The organism is Emticicia aquatilis, from assembly GCF_014644295.1.
Taxonomy (GTDB): Bacteria; Bacteroidota; Bacteroidia; order Cytophagales; family Spirosomataceae; genus Emticicia; species Emticicia aquatilis.
The window spans coordinates 604,155-627,281 of the sequence record NZ_BMKK01000001.1; the positions used below are offsets into that span (position 1 = coordinate 604,155).

The following is a 23,127-nucleotide window of genomic DNA, read 5'->3' on the forward strand; positions in this document are numbered from 1 at the left end:
CACTTGCTAATTTGTAAAAATCAACAACAAAAATGAAATTTAAAATCCTGACAATTAGTATATTAGTATTTTTTTCGTACCAAATATTTGCACAAGAAACACCCAAAATATTACTACCAGCAGGAAAAGAATGGACTCAACTCAAAGAAGGGTCTGAGGTTTCTTTTGAACTAAAAGTAGAAGGAAAAAATTGCGAAAAATTCCGTTTCACGATTCCCCAAGGTAAACTCGACGGCATGGCTTTCGACTCACTCGGGCGATTTACGTGGACTCCCCCCTATTCGATGGTCGATAGGCTCGATTCTTATAAATTCCAGCAGGTAATCTTCGAGGCAAAGTGCGATTCTACCAACGAAACCATTTCTTCAAAAGTCGAATTTCGTATTCAGCACGTCAATCGTAGCCCTGTGATTCGAGATTTGAAGCCTTTTTATGTACAGTATAATACCAATAATGTCTATAAAATCGACCGTGACTTTGTGTATGACGAAGACAATGACCCGATTGTAGTGATTCCATCATTTGAGTCGATGCCCGAAGGAATGAAAATGACTTCGCAGGGCGAAATCTCGTGGTCGCCGTCATTGACACAATTCAAGAAGTTAAAAGACAAAACACTCGATGGAAATCCGATGTTTTTGGAGTTTTATGTAGAAGACCAACCCGCTAAAACACAATCGAAAGGGCGTTTGAAAATCGAAGCCACTCAAATTGATTTACCGCCCGAAATTGTGGTTGTGCCGAAAGATAATGTTTTCAAGATAAAAGAAAATCAGACCATCAATATTCGATTCTATCTATCAGACCCCAACGGCGATGATGATATTCAAGAATTTGACTTTCTGACTGATAATCCGAACGTTAGCAAGAAAAATTTAATCAAAAATACCTCTAATCAATACGAGTTTACGTGGCAACCTGGCTATGATTTTGTGAAAGACCCACTCGACTCGCTCGGCTTTAACATCGACTTTTTTGTGTTGGATAAAACAAAAAAACGTGATGTGAAAACCATCAGATTCGTGGTAAAAAATGCCATCAACGAAGCTGAAACTGACTTGAAACTATATAATTTGTATCGTGGTACGCTCCTACGTGGTTGGGAATTGCTCGAACAAATGAAAGAGAAAGAAGACGAACTCAAAAAAGCCTATATCAGAGCAAAAAAAGGCAAGAAAAACCGCTCGGTTATCAATGCTTCGCTCGGTGCAACCACGAGTTTATCATCGGTTTTTGTGCCAAAAGATAAACCCGACCAACAACGTCTAATTTCGACATTGGGTGGTACGACCGTATTAACCATCGGTACGCTCGAAGCTACCGAAGTAATTGGTCGCTCGATGAAAGACATTATCGACCGCCTCAATTATATCATCGAAAAGAAGAATGAATTGCAAAGCAAAGGCGATATTTTTGCTCGTGATTTTGCTCTAAAATCGTCTCGTCGTGGGCCAGATTTTATCAGAAAAGTTGATGATTTTATGAATGTTATGAGCTTAAAAGGCTTAGTAGTACTTGATTTAGATGCCGCTTGGGAACCAAAAAATAAAGCAACCGACGCCAATATCAAGAAAGTATTCAAAGATTTTAATGCTGAATAATACTCATCAACAACAAAAATAAAATAATGATATGAAGGGATTCTTCAAGAGGCTGTTGCTATCATTTTTATTCATGCAAAGTAGTAATATAGTTTTTGGTCAGACCAAACAAGATAGTTTAGCTATCAAACAAGCCGCACTTGACTACATAGAATCGCAGCATAAGCCTAATCCAAGCCAAATGGAAAGGACTTTACACCCAAGAATGGTGAAGCGAACTTTTTGGAAAGACAAAGCAACAGGTAAAGACTATGTACGTGAAACAACTACGGAATCAATGGTGCTTTTGGCCGAAAGTTATAACCGAAATGGAGATAAATTTCCGAGTTCGCCCAAAAAAGAAGTGCTTTTACTTGATGTTTCGGAGCGTACTGCCTCAGTAAAATTAATAGCCGACGAATGGATTGATTATATGCACATTGTTAAGATAAACGGTTCTTGGAAAATAATTAATGTGCTTTGGCAGTATAAAGACACCAAACAGCATTAATTAGACCCGATTGAAATTTTATTATTCTGTAAAAAACTTCAAAAGCAATTTGAAGTTTTTTTTGTTTACCGTTTATCCAAATTTCTACCAAAAAATCAAATTTTAGCATAGTTTTGCTCAAAAAACCTTAGTTTCCTACAAAAAATTATCAGCTATGCTTTACAAAAAACTACTTTCTAAACAATTCTCATTGATTGTTTTGGGAGCTTTGCTTGCTATGGGCAAAGTCTCGGCTCAAGCCATCAGGATTCCTCAGAACACCAATTTCCCAAGTTCGATTGGTCGAACGGTTGGGGCAACTACCATCGAAATCAAATATAATTCGCCTGGAGTAAAAGGTCGAGAAGGAAAAATCTGGGGAACAGATATTGCACCTTATGGCTTTACGGTGCTGGGTTACGGCTCAAACGTGCAGTCGCCGTGGCGAGCAGGGGCCGACGAATCCACAACAATTTCGTTTTCGACTGATGTAAAAGTTAATGGCAAACCACTTCCAGCGGGAAAATATGCACTTTTCATGGCAGTTTATGCCGATTCATGTACTTTAATTTTCAATAAAAATACCGATGGTTGGGGTAGTTATTTTTACAGAGCCGACTTAGATGTTTTACGAGTAAAAACCATTCAGCAGAAAAATCAGCCAAATCTTCAAGAACGACTTATTTATAGTTTTGCCAATCAAACGGCCGAATCGGTAGAAGTAGCTTTAGAATGGGAACGTTGGAAGATACCGTTTAAAGTTGAAGTTGATTTGAAAAAAACTACTTTGGCCGATATTCGCCGACAAATGAGCGGTGCGATTGGTTTTGACCCCGCCAGCTTAGAAGCGGCCGCAACGTGGTGTTTGATGAACGATTTGAATTATGAAGAAGCACTAAACTGGATAAATTCGGCCAGCGACCCAAATTTGGGTGGTGTAAATGGTTTCCGAACACTTTCTACGAAATCGAAATTGCTTGAAAAATTGGGCAAAACAGCCGAATCTGCTAAAGTTTGGAATGAAGCCATTGAAAAAGCCACCGTAATGGAACTCCATTCTTATGGCCGACAACTTTTGGCACAAAAGAAAACCAAAGAAGCAATGGCCATTTTTGAAAGTAATTACAAGAAAAACAATGGTGCATGGCCCACAAATGCAGGTCTGATGCGAGGTTATTCGGCCGCTGGCGACTTGAAAAAGGCCCTCGAACACGCAAAAATTGCTCTAACTCAAGCCCCAGACGAAACAAATAAAAAATTTATCGAATCAGCTATTAAACAATTAGAAGCAGGACAAGCTTTGAATTAATCAACAAATGGAATTTAGCCCTTTCAATAGTATTGTTAAACTCTGCATTCAAGGCATGAGCTTGGAAGAAAATGGCAAACTTGAAGATGCAAGTAGCATTTTTCGTCAAGCATGGAACGAAGCAAGCAACGATTTCGAGCGATTTCTTGCTTCATTTTATATTGCCCGAAACCAAACAAATGTCTCTGAACAATTAGGTTGGTATCAAAAAGCTTTAGAATTGGCTTTAAAAGTAAATGATGATTCGGTAAAGGCGGCGTTTGTTCCTTTATACAGAAGCATTGCCAAATGCTTTGATGCTTTCAATGATTCTGAAAACTCAAAAAAGAACTATGATGCTGCCGATTCATTCGATGATAAACCAACTGACAGTGGGCCTTTTTATCATGGAACAAAAGCAGATTTAAAGGTCGGAGATTTTCTGATAGCAGGACACGAATCTAATTATAAGTCAGAGTTTATCATGAATCACATTTATTTTACTGCCTTAGCCAGTGGTGCAGGACTTGCGGCAGCATTGGCCAAAGGAGAAGGAAATGAGCGAGTTTATGTAGTTGAGCCTACGGGAGAGTTTGAGAACGACCCTAATGTTACAAACAAAAAATTCCCAGGAAATCCGACTCGTTCGTATCGTACACAAACGCCACTTAAAATTGTTGGAGAGATTCAAGATTGGCAGAAACAAATGCCTCAAGAACTACAAAAATGGAAAGAAAAATTAGATAAGAATAAGGGTGAAATTATTAATTAATTCAACTTGGTTTTTATTGATTTGTAATAAAACCTAACTTTTAGTATCCTCAACATTGTCTAAAAAAATAGGCAATGATGAGGGTACTAAAAATTCAGTTTCGATATATTCTGTTTTAGCTACTATTCTACTTTAATTCTGCTTATCAAACATCAAGATACTAATACTACTCCTGTTAAATCTGCTTTTCCATACTTCAAAACTTCATAAGTAATTCTATCAGCTTGACAATCAATGAATTTGATACGTTTCAAGTCGTTGTATTTAAAGAATGTATTTATAAGTTTTACGTTTTGAAACGTAACTTTTGAAAAATTACATTTCTCAAACGAACAGTCTTTGATTACACCTTCAAAAACTACATTCACAATTCTTGTGTCAAAAAATAAGGTGCGATTCCACACTGTATTAGTAATTATATTTTTCTCAAACCCTCCAGATTTAATCGTTACATCTGTTAAATCAGTTTCTGTTAAATCACAATTGTAGATGTAACTTCCTGAAAATTCAGTTTCGTTCAACAAACATCCCTTAAATGAATTATTAGCCAAATTATTCTTTAGAAAGTGGCTTCTAAAAATAGTTGAACCCGAAAAATCGCAACCATCGAAATTATTATTTTTCAGTATAAGACCAGATAAATCTGACCCTAAAAATTTACAATCTTTCATATTAGAAAAACTGAATTTTTCTTGCAGATTTTTTAAACCCGAAAAATCAACATTCACCCAATTGCCCTCCGACATGTTCCAATTAAGTGTCTTTTTCGGTATTTCGCTCGATACTCCTTTTAAATGATTATCCGAAAACTCAGATGTTACCACATCATTTTTTATAGATTGAAAGTTATCTGAAAAATAGTTGAGGTCAACACCAAGTATTTCTGCAAGGCGATTTAAGGTTGAAATATCTGGCATAGATTCGCCACGCTCCCATTTACCTACTGCTTGAGCACTTATAGCTACCTGCTGTGCAAGCCCTACTTGCGAAAGATTAATTTTCTTTCTTGCTTCGACAATTTTATTGCCAATTGATTTAGAATTTAGCATCGTTTTATTATGTTTTTTTGATGCTACAAAATTATTTTACTTGGCTATCGCCTTACAAATAAAACCGACTACTTGTAGTTGTTATTACACCACTTTTAGTTGTTTTTGGCAACAAAAGGTGGTTTTCTGCAATTTCTCAACCTCTTAATTTGATGTGAGGTTATTCAAATAAGAAAATGGCGAGAATATCTATCTATTTAGGTATATATATTTTTGGTCCTTGACTATTCCTTTAAGTCAAATGCACCCCAATTCTCATATATAACATTTTATACAAACGAATAGAATCACATCTTCATCAAAGCCACATAAGTTTCTATGCCATTCCAGATATTCTGAATTCTGATATTTTCGTTTTCGGCGTGTTGGTTATTATCGTGATTGGCAATCGGAACGGTGATAGTTGGCGTTGCCAAATATTTCTCGAATAAAAATAGTGGTAAACTTCCGCCCAAACTTGGCATCAAAACTACCTCTTCGTTGGTGCTTGACTTCACAGCTTTTATCACATTTTGGGCAATCGGCAAATCCATTTTTGTGCGTTGAGCGTTATAGCCCTTACCCGTTGTTACGCGTGCAATGAGCGGATATTTCATACGTTCTTCATCAGTAATGCTCTCATTTTGAGTAACATAATATCCTTGAGCTTTAATATGGTCAATCACTTTTTGTGCTTGACGCTGGGCATCATTGCCCAAAACTAAACGTAAATCTAAAGCTGCCGTTGCCGAAACTGGAATCACGTTGGCGGCCATTTTGCCCACATTGGCACTCGAAATTCCATTGATATTGAGCGATGGCAAGTTTATCAATTCAACCAACGATTTCCCGCCACCTTCGGCACGCATAAAACCTAATTCGTTTCGCATTTGCTCATCAACTGGCGGCACTTTGGCAATGGCTTTTTTCTCGGTTTCGGTAAAAGGAACAACGTCATCGTAGAAATCTTTTATCAAAACTCGGCCATTATCGTCTTTCATCGAAGCCAGTAATTTTGATAAAAGCATTGCTGGATTTGGAGCCCAATTGCCGTAGTGTCCGCTGTGCAATGGACGTTTTGAAGCATAAACCTTTACCTCCATATTTACATCGCCACGCACCCCAAAAACAACTTGTTTTTTGCCCGACTGATGCACTGGGCCATCGCAAATCACCCAAAGGTCTGATTTGAGTTTGTCTTTGTGTTTTTCGAGGATTTCAGATAAATGCGTCGAACCAGCTTCTTCTTCACCCTCAAAGAAAAACTTGATATTTACACTTGGTTGAATTCCCAATTTTGTCAAAACCTCATAAGCAGTCAGAATCGAAAAAACACCTGCTTTATCATCTGACGCACTTCGGCCATAAATTCGCCATTCGGGATTGATTTTTTCGTTGGCTTTTGGTGCAGGAATTATCTTTCCTCCTTTTTCGAGCGAAGCATCTAAAAACACCGATTTGAAAGGCTCGATTCCTTCGGCCCACTGATTTGGATTAACTGGTTGGCCATCGTAATGAGCATAGAAAATGACAGTTTTGGTAGCATTTGGTACGTTTACCTCACCATAAACTGCTGGCGGAACACCCTTTGTGGTAGCATCTAATAATTGAGTCTTAATGCCACGGGCTTCCATCATTTTCACGATGTAAGTAGCTGTTTTCTGAATCCCGATAGTATCATAAACAACATTGGGAATCGAAAGTAACCCCATAAACTCGCTTAAAAGTGCATTTTCGTTAGCTTTTCGGTAATTTCTGGCTTGTTCAACCAATGGACTTTGAGCGGAGGCAAAGCCTGTAATCAATAATAAAGGTAATAGGTAGCGTTTCATTTGTTAGATGGTTGATGTTTCAACAAACTTACTCCATTCTTACTTTTTCCCAACCTACTTCACGGTATTTTTTGAATAAATATAAAGCCAAAGCCAACTGAATAAGCATAAAAACACCAATCACATAAGGCACTTGCATGAGTATATAATGCACAAAACCGATGATTCCAGTAAGAAAAATATAAGCCATGTTTCGGATAAAACTGCCACCGCCATTTTTCTTGATTTCGGTCGAAAAAGGCAGTTCGTTGCTCATGCCAATTGATAAGAGTAAATCAAGATTTGTAATTGTCAGCATTCCGAAGAGTAAATCATCAAGCAAATTTACACCCCAAATAATTGATAAAATTATGCTCAACAAAACGGTAATCGGTAAAAGAAATTTTACCATGATTGCCCGAAGTGAGCCGCTCAGTATTTCGCCAGGCTTACTGATTGGGGCGAGTTCGTAAGGCCATGCTGCTTTAAAATCTTCTGATTGCGAAATCTGACTTCTAATGGTCAACAAAATTGTTCCGCACAAATAAATTACGACGATTGCAATACCTGTTGATTCTCTGAGATGTTCGATTTGCTGCATAAGGCCTCCTTCGCTTCGCCCAGTACCAATCATAAAAACAGGATAAATGAGCAGATAAGCCAACGAAGGATAGATTCGGAGTTTAAACTTGCGGTCACGAGACGTGATTTTCCAAACAAATTCAAAAGCACCTCGCTCCATTGCCGTACCTGTAAAGATACTCGACAGTGTTTCGACCAAGCCTTTTTTTGCAACTTTATTTGGTGTTTTTTCTTGGCGTTTAGCAATATCCATCCCTGCAATTTTTTGGTTAAATACTCCCGAAAAAACATTATTTACCAAGAAAACCACCATAAATGGCGTGGTCAGAGTAAGGAAAAGAAACAGAAATTTAGTAGAATCAAACTCGTGTTTGATAATCACATTCATGCTATTTCCCATCCAGATTGGCGGCACAAGAAAATGCCACCATTGTACTTTTGTATCAATTCCATTCATCAATGCTTCCATATTAACCAATCGGCCAACCAAGCGATAGCCTCCCATGAATATAAAGGTCAGTATGATTTGAAAGGTATTAATAACATTACGGAGGCGTTCTTCGCTCGTAAATTGCATCAAAACCAAGTAAAAAATATTGGTCAGAAAAACTATCAAAATCAAACTTAATAGACTGATAATCAGGAAAGAAATTGCTGCTAAAACCCCGTATTTTATTACTGATACAATAGCAAACGGTAATGCCAAAGCGAGCATCATCGAAAGCAAATACATCAGAATATGCGTGATACGAGCAATGAGCAGCGTGCGGTCGTCGATGGGGCGAGGCAGTAAAACGGCATTATCGTTAGAGTCGAGAATAACCGCCGAAAAGTCGGTGATGAGGGTCATGGCCAGCATAAACATCATTACCGCAAAAACCAAAGAATATGCCGCTGTAACCGATGCAGAAAAATAAATTAGCAGCGAAAAAGCACTGGCCATGACAAAATAAAGAAACAAAGTAAGCAAAAGGGTATTATTCGATTCGCTTTGTTTTTTATTCCATTGATTGAACCTTGCTCGGCGATTATCCATTTTGAGTTTTACTTCAACAATAGCCACCAACTGCTCAAAATTTACGCCCAAACGTAGAAAAATTGGGCGAAGCAGAAAAAGTATTTTTATGTAGAAATTTATCATTTTGTGTAAGGTGTGGAAATTTAACGGTTCATTACTTGGATAAATTCTTCGGCCAGTTGTACGTGTTCGTTATTGCCCGTTAGTTGGTTGAAAATCTGTTCGAGCGAACCCGTTTCTCGCTGAGATTTCAACTCCTCAAAAGTACCGTTGGCAATGATAGTTCCTTTATTGATAAGTACGATTCGGTCAGAGATTTTCTCGACTACATCCATGATATGCGAGCTATAAAAAATGGTTTTTCCAGCGTGTTTAAGCTGTGAAAGTATTTCTTTGACCAAAATCACGGCATTGGCGTCGAGACCAGAGAGAGGCTCATCTAAAAATATCACTTCGGGATTATGCAAAATGCCCGAAATCAATAATACTTTTTGTTTCATACCTTTCGAGAAAGTCGTCATGCGGTCGTCTCGTTGGTCATAAAGGGCAAAAAGCCTGAGTAATTCGGTGGCTTTTTCTTCGATTTGGTCGGTTTCTAATTGATACAAACTTCCCAAAAACCGCAGATACTCCATCGGCGAAAGCGTATCATACAACGAAGCATTTTCGGGGACATAACCAATTAAACGTTTCACTTCCATTGGGTTGGTTTTTACGTCAAGCCCCATCACTTCAACACTTCCAGCATAATCGGGAATCATTCCGATTAGGATTTTAATTGTCGTAGATTTACCTGCTCCATTTGGCCCGATGTAGCCGATAATTTCGCCCGAATCTACTTCTAAATTAACGTCTTTCAAGACCAAACTACTGCCATACGCCTTTTGCAAATTACTGATTTTGATTGCCTTCATTGTTGGATTAAAATAGGTTGTGAAATAAAAATGAAATGTAGAAGAAGTGGTTTAAATTTCCAATCAAAATACTGACAATCGGTCGTTTTTAATGTAATTTACTGTTTTTTGCTCCATTTTCGCCTCAAAAATGCCATTTTTCTACCGATGATTCTAAAAAGCCTTTCACATCTACACAATCCTACCTTTTGTCATCTTCTGATAAATTTCTACATAAAGTTCTTGACTCGTATTGTTTTTTTTCATACGTTAGATTAATGAAAGTTCTTTGAAAGAGCAGAAACAAGATATAAAATCGAAGACGTGAGCGATTGTTGGCTTTAGACCTCAGATTAATATCTTGAATCTCAGTAGTTTATGTAATTATTCACTCTAAATTAGTGTGTTATGAAGATTCATGTGCATGCAGTCCATTTCGACATCGACCCTAAATTGGTCGGATTTATCCAAAACAAATTAAACAAATTAGAAACCTTCTACGACAAATTTATTAGTGGTGAAGTTTTTCTGAAATTAGACAAAGGAGATAGTAATAAAATTCACAAAAAGCACATTGAAATCAAGTTGAGTGTTCCGGGTAGCACCATTTTTGCAGAAGAAAAAGGCACAACGTTTGAAGAAGCAACAGACTTAGCTCTTGAAGCTCTCAAGTCACAAATCAAAAAATTTAAAGATAAAAGAAACGAAGTTGAACATAAAAAACGAGAAATTCCGGCAGAAGAAGAAGTTGTAGAAGACGATTTCTGATAAATATAAAAAGGGCGTAAATCTGATTGGTTTACGCCCTTTTTTGTTTGGGATAAGTGTGGCACATTTCAAAAATATGCCACACTCCCGTTTGCAATAGGCTTATGCAATAAGCTCCTACCTCCGATTTACCCGATAAATCTTGCGTTGCTCATTGGTCATTACAAAATCGGTATCGTTTACATACGCAATCGACTCCATCTGATTTCTACCGATTTTTATACATGTTTTCGGTTTAGAAAAATCAATTTTCCCATCTGAAATCTCAAAAACATAGATTTTACCGTAAGAAAGTAACGCAAATTCTTTCCCGTTTGGACTAACGTCGGCAGAAGTTACTGGGCTTTTTAAGAATATACTTTGTTCGGGCAAAATTGCATAATCGCCCGCTTTATCGGGCAAGCTGTAAAGCTGAGTTTGGTGCTTACGTGACCAATCTTTCGAGAATAAATAGAGTTTTCCGCTGTACCAAAAAAATGCTTCGCAATCAAAAATCTTATCTTTGGCAGGAAAATGGTCTTGGTCGGCGTAATGATAAGTTATTTTTTCAGTTTTGCCATTTCTGAACTTATAAATCGTGAGGTCTTTGCGGTTTTGGCCGTTATTACCAAAGTCTCCTACATAAATATTTCCCTTATCATCTTTGGTCAAGTCTTCCCAATCAATATTTCTTGAATCATTCACCAAAAGTGTATCAAAAACACGTCCTTGTTCGCCAATCATGTAGAGTTCTGTATTCCCACCACTATCGTTTATTGTCCAATAATAGTTTTCTTGCCAAGCTTTTGCCAAGCCCGAACTTTCGTTGATACAAGTGGGCATTCTGCCTGTTTTCGTAATCTCGTATTCGCTTTTTGCCCTTCTAAAACCACTTTTTTGTATTTCGCTGTGGCAATTACAAGTAGCAATTTTGAGAGAAAACAAGAACATATAGAATTTATAAAGAAACATAGCCGAAGGAATGGTTTGCTAAATCAACGAGAAAAATTTGAAATTGGCTAACAAGATAGTTAATTTTGAAAAAACCTGTCAATAAAACAACGAATTATCTCCCAAAAACTTTATTTATGAAGATGAAAACATTTCAGCAGCCTTTCCCTACACGACTCGCCTACGTACTGATTTCGTTGGTGATTATCATCTTCGGAATGTATATGCTCAAAGACCTACTTATTCCACTTACTTTCGCAGGAATCTTTGCATTGCTGTTGCTACCTGTTTGTCAGTTTCTTGAGAGATTGCATTTTCCACGCTGGTTGGCCATTACGATTGCTATTTTGCTAACACTCGGCATTCTGATTTCACTTTTCTATTTGGTTTATATTCAAATAATGGATTTTGAAGAAATTTTGCCACAATTAAGCGAAAAAGCCGAAAAGTTTTACGCTGATATTCAAATCTATATCCGTCGCAATTTCCATATTAGCCGTACTCAACAAAAAGTTGAGGGCAAGAAATATTTGACAGAATTTTTGAAAAGCAACAGTGATATTTTGGGAAATACGCTATCGACAACTACTGGACTTTTGGGTAATCTGACGCTTATTCCACTCTACATTTTTCTGATGTTGCTTTACCGAGATTTCATTAAAGTATTTTTCTATAAAGCATTTAGTTCGGTAAGTAGCCACCGAGTAAATGTGGTCTTGAAGAAAATCAAAAACGTGGTCATTGATTACATGGTGGGTTTAATAATGGTTATCGGAATTATTGGAATCTTGAATACCATCGGACTTTATATCTTAGGCATCGACCACGCCATTTTCTTTGGCTTTTTGGCTTCTTTTTTGGTGCTTTTACCATATATTGGTATTGCGATTGGTTCGCTTTTGCCGATTCTTTTTGCATTGATTACCAAAGATAATCCACTTTATGCAGTTGGTGTGGCTTCCTTATTTGCCACTATCCAATTTCTTGAAGGAAATTTTATCACACCATATATAGTTGGCTCAAAAGTGAGCATCAACTCAATGGCAGCCATTATCTCATTAATACTTTTTAGCTCGCTTTGGGGAATGGGAGGCTTGGTTTTAGCCTTACCCCTAACGGCTATTATCAAAGTAATTTTTGATTCGGTCGAAGGCCTAAAACCTTTCGGTTTCCTACTCGGTGACGCCGACCACGTTGATGTAAAAGTTAAATAAGTTGAGTTATCAGGGAAGTGGTTATTGGGAAACTGGTTATTGGGAAACTGGTTGTTAACAACCAATAACAAGTAACAAGTAACCAATAACAAATCACACCATCCCGATTTCGGTTAGAATTCTTGTAAACTCATCGCTCATGGGGGCAGTAATATGAATATTTACCCCTGTGATTGGGTGAACAAAACTCAGCTCGCTGGCATGAAGTAGCATGGTATTTAGCCCAAAACGCTGCTCAAACATCTTGTTGTGTTTGCATTCTCCGTAGGTTTTATCGCCAATTAAATAATGGCGTAATTGTGCAAAATGCCTTCTAATTTGGTGCATTCGGCCAGTTTCGGGCGTAATTTCGGCTAACGAATATCGTGAAGTTGGGTAGCGACTTACTTCTATTTCCAGCTCAACTTGCTTCAAACATCTAAAATGTGTTACGGCATCTTGTAGTGTTCCATTTTCTTTCGCCAGAGGTCGGTCGGTCATGCCCGATTCGGGCAAATACCCACGCACCAAAGCTAAATATTTTTTCTGTGTAGCATGATTTTCAAATTGCATTTTCATGGCTTTATCGACTTCGGCCGACAAAGCAAAAAGCAACACGCCCGAAGTTTTACGGTCGATTCGGTGGCACGGACTCACCCAACAATTGAGTTGGTCACGTAGCAACTGTAATGCAAACACACTTTCTTCGGCAGCAATTGATGAGCGATGCACCAATAAATTATGTGGTTTGTTGATAGCTACCAAATATTCGTCTTGGTAAAGAATGGGAAGTACGGTGTCTTGCATGTATGCTCATTGAAAATTTCGACAAAGGTACGGAAGAATTAGTTAACCTCGGTCATTCACGTCAGCATGGCTCGAGACCATGCCGACGTTTGTTTGGAAGGCAACTATCGAATTTCTTGTCATTTGCTAAGTAGATTTTATTTTTTGCGGTTAATATTTGTGTATCGAATCAAAATACATCTTTTTATGCACTCATTATGCACTCACTCGATACAATTCCTGCTTATGTTGCTATTAGTTTCACGGCAACGACCTTACTCAGTATTTGGTTATTTTTCAAAGCGACAAATCATTCAAAGCAAACGCTCATATTCTTAATTTCGTGGGCGATTCTGCAAAGTTTTGCTGCCCTAAGTGGCTTATACTTAAACACTTCTGCCGTTCCACCACGAATTTTGCTATCGCTTTTGCCTGTTTTTATTTTCATCGGAGTACTTTTTAATTCTCAGAAAGGAAAAGCATTTATTGATAGTCTGAGTCTCGAAAAACTCACTTTGCTTCATACAGTTAGAGTACCTGTCGAGATTGTGCTATATTGGTTATTTCTGCATAAGGCTATCCCACAATTAATGACTTTTGAAGGTAGAAACTTTGATATTTTGGCAGGAATCACAGCACCTATTATTTATTACTTCGTTTTTGTAAAGAAAAAACTGAGCCACAAAATACTTTTAGGCTGGAATATTGTGTGTCTTTTGTTGCTCATCAATATTGTGGTCAATGCAATTTTGGCTTCCCCAGTGCCATTTCAGCAATTCGCTTTTGAGCAGCCTAATATTGCGATACTTTATTTCCCGTATAATCTACTGCCGAGTGTGGTTGTGCCTTTGGTATTGTTTTCGCATTTGGTGGTGATTAGGCGATTATTGAAGTAATTTTTCAATATTTCCTCACAACTTTTAATGTTTCTCTACTATTTTCTCTAAAATTTACAGCCTTCATTTCTAATTCATTATTATGGTTTTATCTTGCAATAGAATCTTAAAAAGTTTTGTGTTGTAAATATAATTTTAGAATGAAATAAACTCAGCGATGAAATTTAGTGCTTCTGCCGTCAATATTTCTAAAGATGAAAATGATATTCTAATGATTGGTTTTCTTGAAGATGAAAACTATGATAATTATGTAGTTATCCAATTTTCAAACGATTTTGAGGAACAAGATAAATCATTTAATTGGTCAAAATACTACTTAGAGTTGAGTAAGTTAGGGGGGTGTTATAGTTGTATTGATACAATCATCTTAACAAAAAAACACTTTGAAATTAGTTTAAATGATTACGGAAAAAAGGTCTTAAATTATGATAAAATAAGCATCAGTTATGATATTAGCTTAGAAGAGTTTACTAAACTTCAGAAGTATATCAACATTATATTTAAGGATGAAGAGAAGATAGTTTTAAAAAGTCTTTAAATTTAAAAAATAACCTTTACTTTCATCAAAAACACCTAACCCAATGCCACTAAAACCTACCTTAAAAACCGAAATACTGGCGGGAGTTTCTACCTTCTTGGCCACGATGTATATTATTGTTGTCAATCCTGCCATTTTGAGTCAATCTGGAATGTCGTTTAATGGTGTACTTACGGCCACCGTTTTATTATCATTCTTTTGTAGTTTGATGATGGGCCTCTACGCCAAAAACCCAATCGTAGTTGCCCCAGGCATGGGAATGAACGCTTTTTTTACGTTTACAGCCGTGAAAGGCATGGGGATTTCGTGGCAAGTAGCATTGGGAGCAGTTTTTTGGGCAGGCATTATCTTTCTTTTGCTATCTATTTTCAATGTCCGTACCCAAATCGTCAAGGCTATTCCGAAGCAATTACGCTACGCAATCTCGGCAGGAATCGGGCTTTTTATTACACTTATTGGTTTTGCTAATGCCAAGTTTATTGTACCAAATCCAGCCACGATGATTGGCGGTGCGAGCCTGCACGACCCCATCGTCATTACTTTTCTGATTGGCTTGGCCATCATGATGATAATGCTCACGAGGCATATTCAAGGTGGAATCATCATCGGAATTCTACTGACAACGCTCATTGCTATTCCAATCGGAAGATGGTGGGGCGATGCCTCAGCCATTAATTTCGGACAAAAAACTTTGGTTACTTGGCAAGGTGTTTTTTCTGCACCTGACTTTAGTTTAATGTTTCAACTTGATATTATCAACTCGCTTAAAATAAGCCTTTTACCTGTCATTTTTGCTTTTGTCTTTACTGATTTATTCGATAGTCTTTCCACGTTTGTGGGCGTTGCCGAAGCAGCCGATTTATATGATGAAGATGGCGAACCACGAAACATCAAACAATCGCTTTTGACCGATGCCGTAGCTACAACAATGGGCGGTTTGCTCGGAACAAGTCCAGGAACGGCATTTATTGAGTCTGCGGTAGGCATTAGTCAAGGTGGGCGAACGGGTGTAACGGCCATTACAGCAGGTATTTTATTTCTACCATTTATGTTTTTATCGCCACTTCTGAGCATTATTCCTGCTATAGCCACTGCTCCTGCTTTGATTGTGGTTGGAGTTTTGATGATGAAACCCGTCACGAAAATCAATTGGGATAAACTCGACGATGCCATTCCTGCATTTTTAGCAATGGTCTTGATTCCGTTTACTTATTCCATCACGCAGGGTATCATTTGGGGATTTTTGTCATGGACGATTATCAAACTCATCAACGGAAAAGCCAAAGAAGTTTCGTGGATGCTGATAATCATTGATATTTTTGCAATTTGGGCATTGTATTTAGGGCATTGATTGTTTACCACGGAGTTTCTCGGAGTTTAGCACAGAGTTTATAAATTTGAACAATACTATTTTACTATGAAGATTAAAGTTATTTTTTTTATAATATTCTCATTTTCAGCAACTTCCTTCGCTCAAAGAATTGCGATTTTGGGAGCGATGACCGAAGAAGTAGAATTGCTTCAATCGCAGTTGAAAGGGGCAAAAACTAAGGAAATTTTAGGGTTTAAGTTCAAAACTGGCAAGCTCAACGGTAAAAAAGTAGTTTTGGCTGAAACTGGTATCGGAAAAGCAAATGCCAGCATCGTTACGGCTTTGATTATCAAGGAGTTTTCGCCAAAAACAATTATTTTTACGGGCGTTGCGGGTGCGGTAAATCCAGATTTGAACCAAGGAGATATTCTGATTGGCCGACGACTCTCGTACCACGATTATGGGCGATTGACCAACGATAGTTTGAAGTTCTACCCAACTCGCAATCCACATACTAAGCAGCTTAATCCGCAATTTTTCTTGTCTGATTCTACTTTAATTACAGTGGCTAATAAGGCCGCAAAAGGCATCGAACTCAAGAAAATAACGGCTGATTCGCCCCAACCGAGAGTTTCGGCAGGAACTATCGTCACGGGCGATACGTTTGTAGCTTCAAGTATAGCAGTGGCGGGTTTCCGCAAAAATTACCAAGCCGATGCCACCGAAATGGAGGGTGCCGCCGTTGCCCAAATTTGTTTTCAGCAAAATTTACCTTTCTTGATTATCAGAAGTATCAGCGATAAAGCCAACGAAGCTGCTCCTGCCGATTTCCAAACATTCAAAAAAGTAGCTGCCGACAATTCGGCTATTTTAGTAAAAGCAATTATAAAAAATTTAGAATAAAAATTTCATGACTTACGATTTCGACGAACTCATTGACCGTACCAATACCGATAGCTTTAAGTGGGATAAATACAAAGACCGAGACATCATTCCGCTTTGGGTGGCTGATATGGATTTTAAGGCAGCTCCTCCAATTCTGAAAGCCCTCGAAGATGTGACCAAACAAGGCGTAATTGGCTATTGGCACGCACCCGATGAGTTGGCCGATGTAATTGTGAAACGCCTTGACGAACGCCACAACTGGAAAATCGAAAAAGATTGGATTGTGTATCTACCTGGGCTTGTGCCTGGCCTGACGCTTTCGAGCATGGTTGTGGGCAATGAAGGCGATGAAATAATTACGACTGTGCCTGTGTATGGGCCATTTATGAAAGCCCCCGAAGCAGCCAAAAAGAAGCTCGTAAAAGTTCAAATGAAACTCGAAAACAACCGTTGGACGCTTGATTTTGATGCCATTCGTGCGGCAATCACGCCACGCACACGTATGTTTATGTTATGTAACCCGTATAATCCTGCGGGAACGGTTTTCACGAAAGAAGAACTGCAAACATTATCGGATATTTGTTCCGAACATAATATTGTAATTTGTGCCGATGAAATCCACTGCGATTTGATTCTTGATGAGAACAAAAAGCACGTTTCGATAGCTACACTGAGCAAAGAAGCTGAAAATCAGACAATTACACTACTTTCACCGAGTAAAACTTTTAATATTGCGGGCTTGGGTTGCTCATTTGCAGTGATTCCAAATGATGAAATCCGTGCGAAATTTGCCAATCTAAAATATATCGTAGAGCCAATGCCTTCGGCGTATGCCTATCAGGCAGCTTTAGCGGCTTATCGTGATTGTGACGAGTGGCATGAGCAATTATTGGCTTATTTACGCAAAAATCACGATTACGTTTTACAAGAAATGAACGCCTTTGCGGGCTTTAGTATGCAACCTCTCGAAGCCACCTATTTGGCTTGGATTGATACCCGTGAAAGTGGTATTGATAACATTGCCAAAGTTCTCGAAAATGCTGGTGTTGGTATCTCAGAAGGTGGTTTTTTCTTTGATGGAAAAGGTTTTATTCGCCTAAATTTTGGCACTCAAATGCGACGCCTCGAAGCCGCCATTTGGCGAATGAGAAAAGTACTTTGTTGAAAAAATGTAGAAAATAGTAGTCAGAGAATTTGTTTTTACAGCATTTGCAGATTAATTTCGTTAAAACCTAAAACAAATAAGTTCTTATGAAGTTTTAGGTTTTATTAATGCTAAATTTTCAATGAATACAAAGACTACTTTTGTTAGTCATAAAGATACAAATGAGTACATTAAGGCCCACAAGTAAATCGTTACGCAAGACCAATAATGAACCCGCTCTTTTATTGTATGACAAATACGGTGCAATGGCGTATGGCGTAATACTACAAATAATTCCACAAGAAGAACTTGCACAAGAAGTACTCGTAGAATTATTTAATACATCATCATTGATTAATTGTACCGAAGGGCTTAGTGATGCCATTTGTATCATTCGTAACGCCCGAACAAAAGCTCTTGAATTTAAGAGTCGCTTAAATGCCTTACTTCCAAATAGTGAAGATACTAATCATAGTGATAGCGATTCGCTTCCTAATTTGATTTTTAATTTAGCCTTTAAACAAGGGCTGTCGCTCGATATAATTGCTGTAAAACTGGGTTTATCAAAAGAAGCCGCAATGAAAGCTATTAGCAACCATGTAAAATCTTTTCGTAAACCTTAAACTGCTATAAAAGTGAATCCTAAAGAATACATCGAAAGCGGTATTTTGGAAACCTACATATTAGGTTTAGCATCTGATAATCAACAAGAAGAAGTTGAAAAGTACTTACAGATTTTTCCTGAAGTTTCTTTGGCACTCGAAGATTTAGGAAAGGTTATCAACGGGCATTTTTCGGCCAGTATCCCTCCTCCAAGCGTGCGTCAACGTATCAAAGAATTTGACCATGATAGTTTGAAAAAATGGGATTTTAATGAGCAAACTCATTCCCAAAACAATACACAGAAGGAAGAAGTAAAATATTTAGAGGTAGAAGTAAGCGACACTCACCTACGTGTACACAAATACTGGCGACCAGCCTTTATTGCGATTTTTATTTTATCTAAAATATTTTTAGCGGCGGCCTTATATTTTTACTTCAAATCTGACTCGCTCAATAAAGAAAACTTAAAACTACAACAAGAAATAGAGTTATTGAAGAAATAATCTTCGATAATTCTATTTTACCTACAATGCACGAACTCGAACCCACCTACAACTGGCGTAAATATTATATAAGTGAAGCCGATAAAAAATCGCCTTTCTATGGCCGAGCCTACGGCAATACTTACCAAAACACCATTTATGGCTATTACATAGACCCAAACTGGGACGACATCGGCTCAGAAACGCTTTATTGCAAAATTCTGATGGTCGATTATGGTGCTCGATACGCCGTTATTGAACTTTTTGGAGAATGGAACGACACACTCCACAACGACATCATGTTTCTGAAACGAACCGTGATTGATTATTTAGTCGAAAAAGGCATTAATCAATACATTTTGATTGGTGAAAATATCCTGCAATTTCATGGTAGCGAACAAGACTATTACGAAGAATGGTTTGAGGATATTGAAGATGGTTGGATTGCAGCGGTGAGTTTTAGAGACTTTATTTTGGAAGAATTCAAGCGTTATCACCTTGATTCGTACATTAACTTTGGCGGTACACTACAAATAGATAATTGGCGAACCATGAAGCCCAACTTGTTCTATGAGTTGGTTAAAGGTCTAATTATACGGAGGTTAAACTAACGATTATTTTTTTCGGAAAAAATCATTTCCTCTTGTATATTTGAAAGGCAAAAAGTACAAAAATCGTATATTACACAACCAAATTTTTCGAGCCTCTTTAATAAAATAGCCGTTATAAAAAGAATGAACTTTTTCAAAAGTTATAGTTTTGCTGTCATTTTATTTTTATTTATTCCACGTTTAGCACCCGCTCAAGAATCGGTTTTAACATCTGCTAAAACCTATCCTATAAACTTATCTGATGCAATAGGAATTTTTAAAGACTCTACAGCCACACTCTCATTAGAGCAAGTTAGGTCTAAATATTTCCAAAAAAACAATAAAAAACACTTCCTTTTTCCGTACTCCAACAACATCTATTGGGTTAAATTCCAACTTAAAAATACAGACTCCACTAACCATAACTTTATACTGGTTTGGTCAAACCCATTAGTTGAACAGCTCGATTTTTATATAACAGATAATACTGGTAAGGGTTTTGTGCATCAGCAGCAAAAAATTCTGACAAAAGAAAAAGAAAAACCATTACTTGACCAAGACCCTCGATTTAACTTTACACTTAAAACAGGAGAAAGAAAAGAGGTTTTCATAAAACTAACTTCCAAGCGAGGGCATTACGGCAAATTGATACTACACAACGAAAAATCTTATTATAAAAGTCAACTTAATAGCCATTCAAGTCAAAGTTTTTTTAATGGTTTGGTCATTTTTAGGCTTTTTTTGGTTGTTATCTTAGGATTTTTTATCATCAAAGATTGGCCTTTCAGGTTGTATTCGTTGCATACCGTTATCAAAACTTTTGCTTTTTGGGGATATATCAATGTGGCTGGGCCGTGGTTTTCTGATAATCCAGAAATCGTTGCTAAAATTGATTTCTTGTTCTACAATTCCGTTACGCTCGGTGCAGGATTATTCGTATATTTTACTCAAATCAAGGGAAAACTACCAAAAATTCACACCTTCATTGCTCTTTTCATTATTGCACTAACTGTATTTGAGAGCATTATTATCTTTATTGATTACCAATGGTATTGGCTAAAATTAGGAGTTTATAGTATTATTTTATCGGCCATCTATTTTTCGGCACTTTACATTTATTGTATTTTCAAGAAAATATCAATTGAAAAACACTATGCAATTCCCTTCATATTGGGCTTAATAAGCTATGCTTTGCTTTATATCAGACTTTTGGGCTGGATAGAACTCGAAGCAGTTTATTCGATAGCCTACTTCTTATTTTTTGGTGAAATCTTTGTTTTTGTTATTTTCTTAGGTGGAATCTTCAGAAATGCCCAACAAAAACTTGATTTTAGTATTGTACAAAATAGCAAACTAAAAGACTTAGATAATCTAAAGACCAACTTTTTTGCCAATATTTCTCACGAATTTCGTACGCCACTCACCTTAATTTTGGCTCCTGCACAAGATTTGGTTAGAGAGACTCCTACCAATGTTGCCTATCAGGTTATTTACCGAAATGCCAATCGTTTACTCGAACTTATCAATCAATTACTCGACATTACAAAAATAGAAGCTGGGCAAATGAATTTAGATTTAGAAAAAGTAAACTTACCAGTCTATTTCCGAACATTTGTGAGCTCGTTTGCATCTTTGGCTCAAAGTAAAGATATCGACTTTAGTTTTAAGCAAAATCTTGATGAAATTTGGGGTTTGATTGATGTAGATAAAATCGAAAAAATTATTACAAATTTGCTCTCAAATGCTTTTAAGTTTACAGAAAATAATAAAAAAGTAAGCGTAAAAATCACCTATGAAGAAAATCATTTGTTGATTGAAATAAGTGACGAAGGCATCGGGATTTCGAAGGATAAATTAGAAAAAATTTTTGATAGATTTTATCAAGTTGAAAGTAATTCTAACCGCAAATTTGATGGTACGGGCATTGGTTTGGCTTTAGTAAAAGAACTTGTGGAGGTAATGAAAGGTAAAATTGATGTACGGAGCCAGGAAAATGTAGGTACTAAGTTTGAGCTTTTTATACCAGTAAAATATGAGCCAGCTGAAACTTACGCCCAATTACCGATTGTAAAAACAGAAGCACCTTTGGCGATTGTAAATGATTCGACTGTCAATAATATAAAAAATATAGATTCCGATAACGAACAAATATTACTCATTGTAGATGACAATGACGATATTAGGAGATATATTAGAAGTATTTTTGAAGCAGAATATACCATAATTGAAGCCATTAATGGCAAAGACGGTATCTTGAAAGCCAATGAAAAAGTACCGAATCTGATTATTAGCGATTTGATGATGCCCGAAATGGACGGTTTTGAATTTTGTAAGCACATTAAATCTGATGAGAGAACATCGCATATCCCAATAATTATGCTTACGGCAAAAGCCAATATTGAAAGCCGAATTGAAGGATTGGAACTGGGAGCCGACGATTATCTGATTAAACCGTTTAATAAAGAAGAGGTTGAAGCAAGGGTTAAAAACCTCATTGCAATTCGTGAGAATTTAAAGAAATATTATAGTAAAGATTTGGTAAAAGAAAATCCTGATGCGGTAAAGATAAGTGCCGTTGATGCAGGATTTTTAAATAAAATCAAAGAGATAATCGAAGAAAATATAGGAAATACAAACTTTGATGTTGAGCAATTTGCTGCGGCCATGAATATGAGTTCGGTTCAACTTCGCCGAAAAATAAAGTCGCTCACTAATTATACTGTGGTTGAATTTGTGCGAAATTATCGTTTACAAAAAGCAGCCGAAATGCTAACTCAAAAAACAGGTAATGTTTCTGAGATTGCCTACCGAGTTGGCTTTGAAAGTTTGCCTTATTTTAGTAAAACTTTTCAAGAATTCTACGGTGTTTCTCCTTCAGAGTACACCTCAAAATAACCTCAAAATCATATACTTTCAGACAAGAGCTATATCGGTTTATTTTTATATAAATCAATATGGCTTTTTTTACATTTTATTTTAATCTCTCATAAAAAAAAGCATTTTATGGTGTTTTTTATGTAAAATGTTCAAAATGAGTTAAAGAATGTTCAAAATGAGTTAACACCTATATTCTTATTTCCCATAGGTTTGTGCATCTTCTTACCACATTATTAAGATTCACATGGAAACCCAAAATTTACTACTACACATTGGCGGACGCACCAAAGCTTCGCCCGAAAACATTCTATTACTCAAAGCTGATATTAACTACACACAAGTTTTTTTTAGTGATGGTAGTAGCTTCTTGAGCTCTACCAACATCGGTGTTTTTGAGAAACGACTTCAAGAATCTGGCCAGTTTTTTCGGCCCAATCGCTCATATATTATTAACCGCTCTTTTGTATCTGAGTTTGAAGAATTATCTAAGACAATTAAACTTCAAAACGAAAAAGTGATAAGCTTATCACGTAGAAGAATGAAACAATTTTATCATTTCGCTAACCCAAAAACAGAAGACCAAGCATCGACTGACCTTTCGTGGTAGAAAGATAAAAGATTGGAGGGGGGGCTCTTTCGAGAATCTCTCTCCTCTTTTTGT

Annotated in this window: 22 protein-coding genes; 16 read left to right on the plus strand and 6 right to left on the minus strand. The window is 37.1% G+C overall.

Going from position 1 to position 23,127, the window contains the following annotated elements:
• The first annotated feature begins 32 nt into the window (after window positions 1–32).
• From IEX65_RS02580 to arr, 4 genes are all read left to right on the plus strand, one after another.
• Entirely contained in the window at window positions 33–1,601 is a 1,569-nt protein-coding gene (locus tag IEX65_RS02580) for a hypothetical protein (protein WP_188764349.1), read from the plus strand.
• 73 nt (window positions 1,602–1,674) lie between these two features.
• Complete coding sequence (locus IEX65_RS02585; protein WP_229250495.1) at window positions 1,675–2,091, plus strand: nuclear transport factor 2 family protein; 417 nt, start codon at window positions 1,675–1,677, stop codon at window positions 2,089–2,091.
• A 154-nt stretch (window positions 2,092–2,245) separates the two neighbouring features.
• Complete coding sequence (locus IEX65_RS02590; RefSeq protein WP_188764353.1) at window positions 2,246–3,379, plus strand: DUF2911 domain-containing protein; 1,134 nt, start codon at window positions 2,246–2,248, stop codon at window positions 3,377–3,379.
• A gap of 280 nt (window positions 3,380–3,659) precedes the next feature.
• Window positions 3,660–4,130, plus strand: a complete 471-nt coding sequence (gene arr / locus IEX65_RS28205) for an NAD(+)--rifampin ADP-ribosyltransferase (protein ID WP_374757849.1) — start codon at window positions 3,660–3,662, stop codon at window positions 4,128–4,130.
• 152 nt (window positions 4,131–4,282) lie between these two features.
• On the opposite strand, the gene IEX65_RS02600 is transcribed toward arr, so the two are convergent.
• From IEX65_RS02600 to IEX65_RS02615, 4 genes are all read right to left on the minus strand, one after another.
• Window positions 4,283–5,179: a pentapeptide repeat-containing protein gene (locus tag IEX65_RS02600; protein ID WP_188764357.1), complete on the minus strand. Its 897-nt coding sequence runs from the start codon at window positions 5,177–5,179 to the stop codon at window positions 4,283–4,285.
• 287 nt (window positions 5,180–5,466) lie between these two features.
• A complete protein-coding gene (locus IEX65_RS02605; protein WP_188764358.1) occupies window positions 5,467–6,990 on the minus strand; it encodes a M20/M25/M40 family metallo-hydrolase in 1,524 nt (507 codons plus the stop codon).
• Between the two features lie 28 nt (window positions 6,991–7,018).
• The gene (locus tag IEX65_RS02610; RefSeq protein ID WP_188764360.1) at window positions 7,019–8,692 is read right to left on the minus strand and encodes a hypothetical protein; all 1,674 of its coding nucleotides are present in this window, start codon (window positions 8,690–8,692) and stop codon (window positions 7,019–7,021) included.
• Between the two features lie 20 nt (window positions 8,693–8,712).
• A complete protein-coding gene (locus tag IEX65_RS02615; RefSeq protein ID WP_188764362.1) occupies window positions 8,713–9,483 on the minus strand; it encodes an ABC transporter ATP-binding protein in 771 nt (256 codons plus the stop codon).
• 387 nt (window positions 9,484–9,870) lie between these two features.
• On the opposite strand from IEX65_RS02615, the gene hpf reads away from it, so the two are divergent.
• A complete protein-coding gene (gene hpf / locus IEX65_RS02620) occupies window positions 9,871–10,230 on the plus strand; it encodes a ribosome hibernation-promoting factor, HPF/YfiA family (protein WP_188764365.1) in 360 nt (119 codons plus the stop codon).
• Window positions 10,231–10,347: 117 nt separating this feature from the next.
• Here hpf and IEX65_RS02625 read toward each other — a convergent pair whose 3' ends face one another.
• The gene (locus IEX65_RS02625) at window positions 10,348–11,181 is read right to left on the minus strand and encodes a YjiK family protein (protein ID WP_188764367.1); all 834 of its coding nucleotides are present in this window, start codon (window positions 11,179–11,181) and stop codon (window positions 10,348–10,350) included.
• A 122-nt stretch (window positions 11,182–11,303) separates the two neighbouring features.
• On the opposite strand from IEX65_RS02625, the gene IEX65_RS02630 reads away from it, so the two are divergent.
• Window positions 11,304–12,374 carry an AI-2E family transporter gene (locus tag IEX65_RS02630; protein ID WP_188764369.1) on the plus strand — a complete coding sequence of 357 codons (1,071 nt, stop codon included), beginning with the start codon at window positions 11,304–11,306 and terminating at the stop codon, window positions 12,372–12,374.
• Between the two features lie 93 nt (window positions 12,375–12,467).
• On the opposite strand, the gene IEX65_RS02635 is transcribed toward IEX65_RS02630, so the two are convergent.
• Window positions 12,468–13,160, minus strand: a complete 693-nt coding sequence (locus IEX65_RS02635) for a pseudouridine synthase (protein WP_188764371.1) — start codon at window positions 13,158–13,160, stop codon at window positions 12,468–12,470.
• Window positions 13,161–13,357: 197 nt separating this feature from the next.
• Here IEX65_RS02635 and IEX65_RS02640 point away from each other — a divergent pair, with 197 nt between their 5' ends.
• From IEX65_RS02640 to IEX65_RS02685, 10 genes are all read left to right on the plus strand, one after another.
• Window positions 13,358–14,035: a DUF8737 domain-containing protein gene (locus IEX65_RS02640; RefSeq protein WP_188764373.1), complete on the plus strand. Its 678-nt coding sequence runs from the start codon at window positions 13,358–13,360 to the stop codon at window positions 14,033–14,035.
• 157 nt (window positions 14,036–14,192) lie between these two features.
• Complete coding sequence (locus IEX65_RS02645; RefSeq protein WP_188764375.1) at window positions 14,193–14,573, plus strand: Imm10 family immunity protein; 381 nt, start codon at window positions 14,193–14,195, stop codon at window positions 14,571–14,573.
• A 43-nt stretch (window positions 14,574–14,616) separates the two neighbouring features.
• Complete coding sequence (locus IEX65_RS02650; protein ID WP_188764377.1) at window positions 14,617–15,924, plus strand: NCS2 family permease; 1,308 nt, start codon at window positions 14,617–14,619, stop codon at window positions 15,922–15,924.
• A gap of 66 nt (window positions 15,925–15,990) precedes the next feature.
• On the plus strand, window positions 15,991–16,788 hold the full coding sequence (locus tag IEX65_RS02655; protein WP_188764379.1) for a 5'-methylthioadenosine/adenosylhomocysteine nucleosidase: 798 nt from the start codon (window positions 15,991–15,993) through the stop codon (window positions 16,786–16,788).
• Window positions 16,789–16,795: 7 nt separating this feature from the next.
• The gene (locus tag IEX65_RS02660) at window positions 16,796–17,935 is read left to right on the plus strand and encodes a MalY/PatB family protein (RefSeq protein ID WP_188764381.1); all 1,140 of its coding nucleotides are present in this window, start codon (window positions 16,796–16,798) and stop codon (window positions 17,933–17,935) included.
• A gap of 161 nt (window positions 17,936–18,096) precedes the next feature.
• Window positions 18,097–18,537: a hypothetical protein gene (locus IEX65_RS02665; protein ID WP_188764383.1), complete on the plus strand. Its 441-nt coding sequence runs from the start codon at window positions 18,097–18,099 to the stop codon at window positions 18,535–18,537.
• Window positions 18,538–18,549: 12 nt separating this feature from the next.
• Window positions 18,550–19,020, plus strand: a complete 471-nt coding sequence (locus IEX65_RS02670; RefSeq protein ID WP_188764385.1) for a hypothetical protein — start codon at window positions 18,550–18,552, stop codon at window positions 19,018–19,020.
• 26 nt (window positions 19,021–19,046) lie between these two features.
• Window positions 19,047–19,610 (plus strand): hypothetical protein, encoded by a 564-nt coding sequence (locus IEX65_RS02675; RefSeq protein WP_188764387.1) that lies wholly within the window; start codon window positions 19,047–19,049, stop codon window positions 19,608–19,610.
• Window positions 19,611–19,733: 123 nt separating this feature from the next.
• Complete coding sequence (locus IEX65_RS02680) at window positions 19,734–22,484, plus strand: ATP-binding protein (RefSeq protein WP_188764389.1); 2,751 nt, start codon at window positions 19,734–19,736, stop codon at window positions 22,482–22,484.
• A gap of 226 nt (window positions 22,485–22,710) precedes the next feature.
• Window positions 22,711–23,073, plus strand: coding sequence for a LytR/AlgR family response regulator transcription factor (locus IEX65_RS02685; RefSeq protein ID WP_188764391.1), 363 nt, complete (start codon window positions 22,711–22,713; stop codon window positions 23,071–23,073).
• Window positions 23,074–23,127 lie beyond the last annotated feature (54 nt).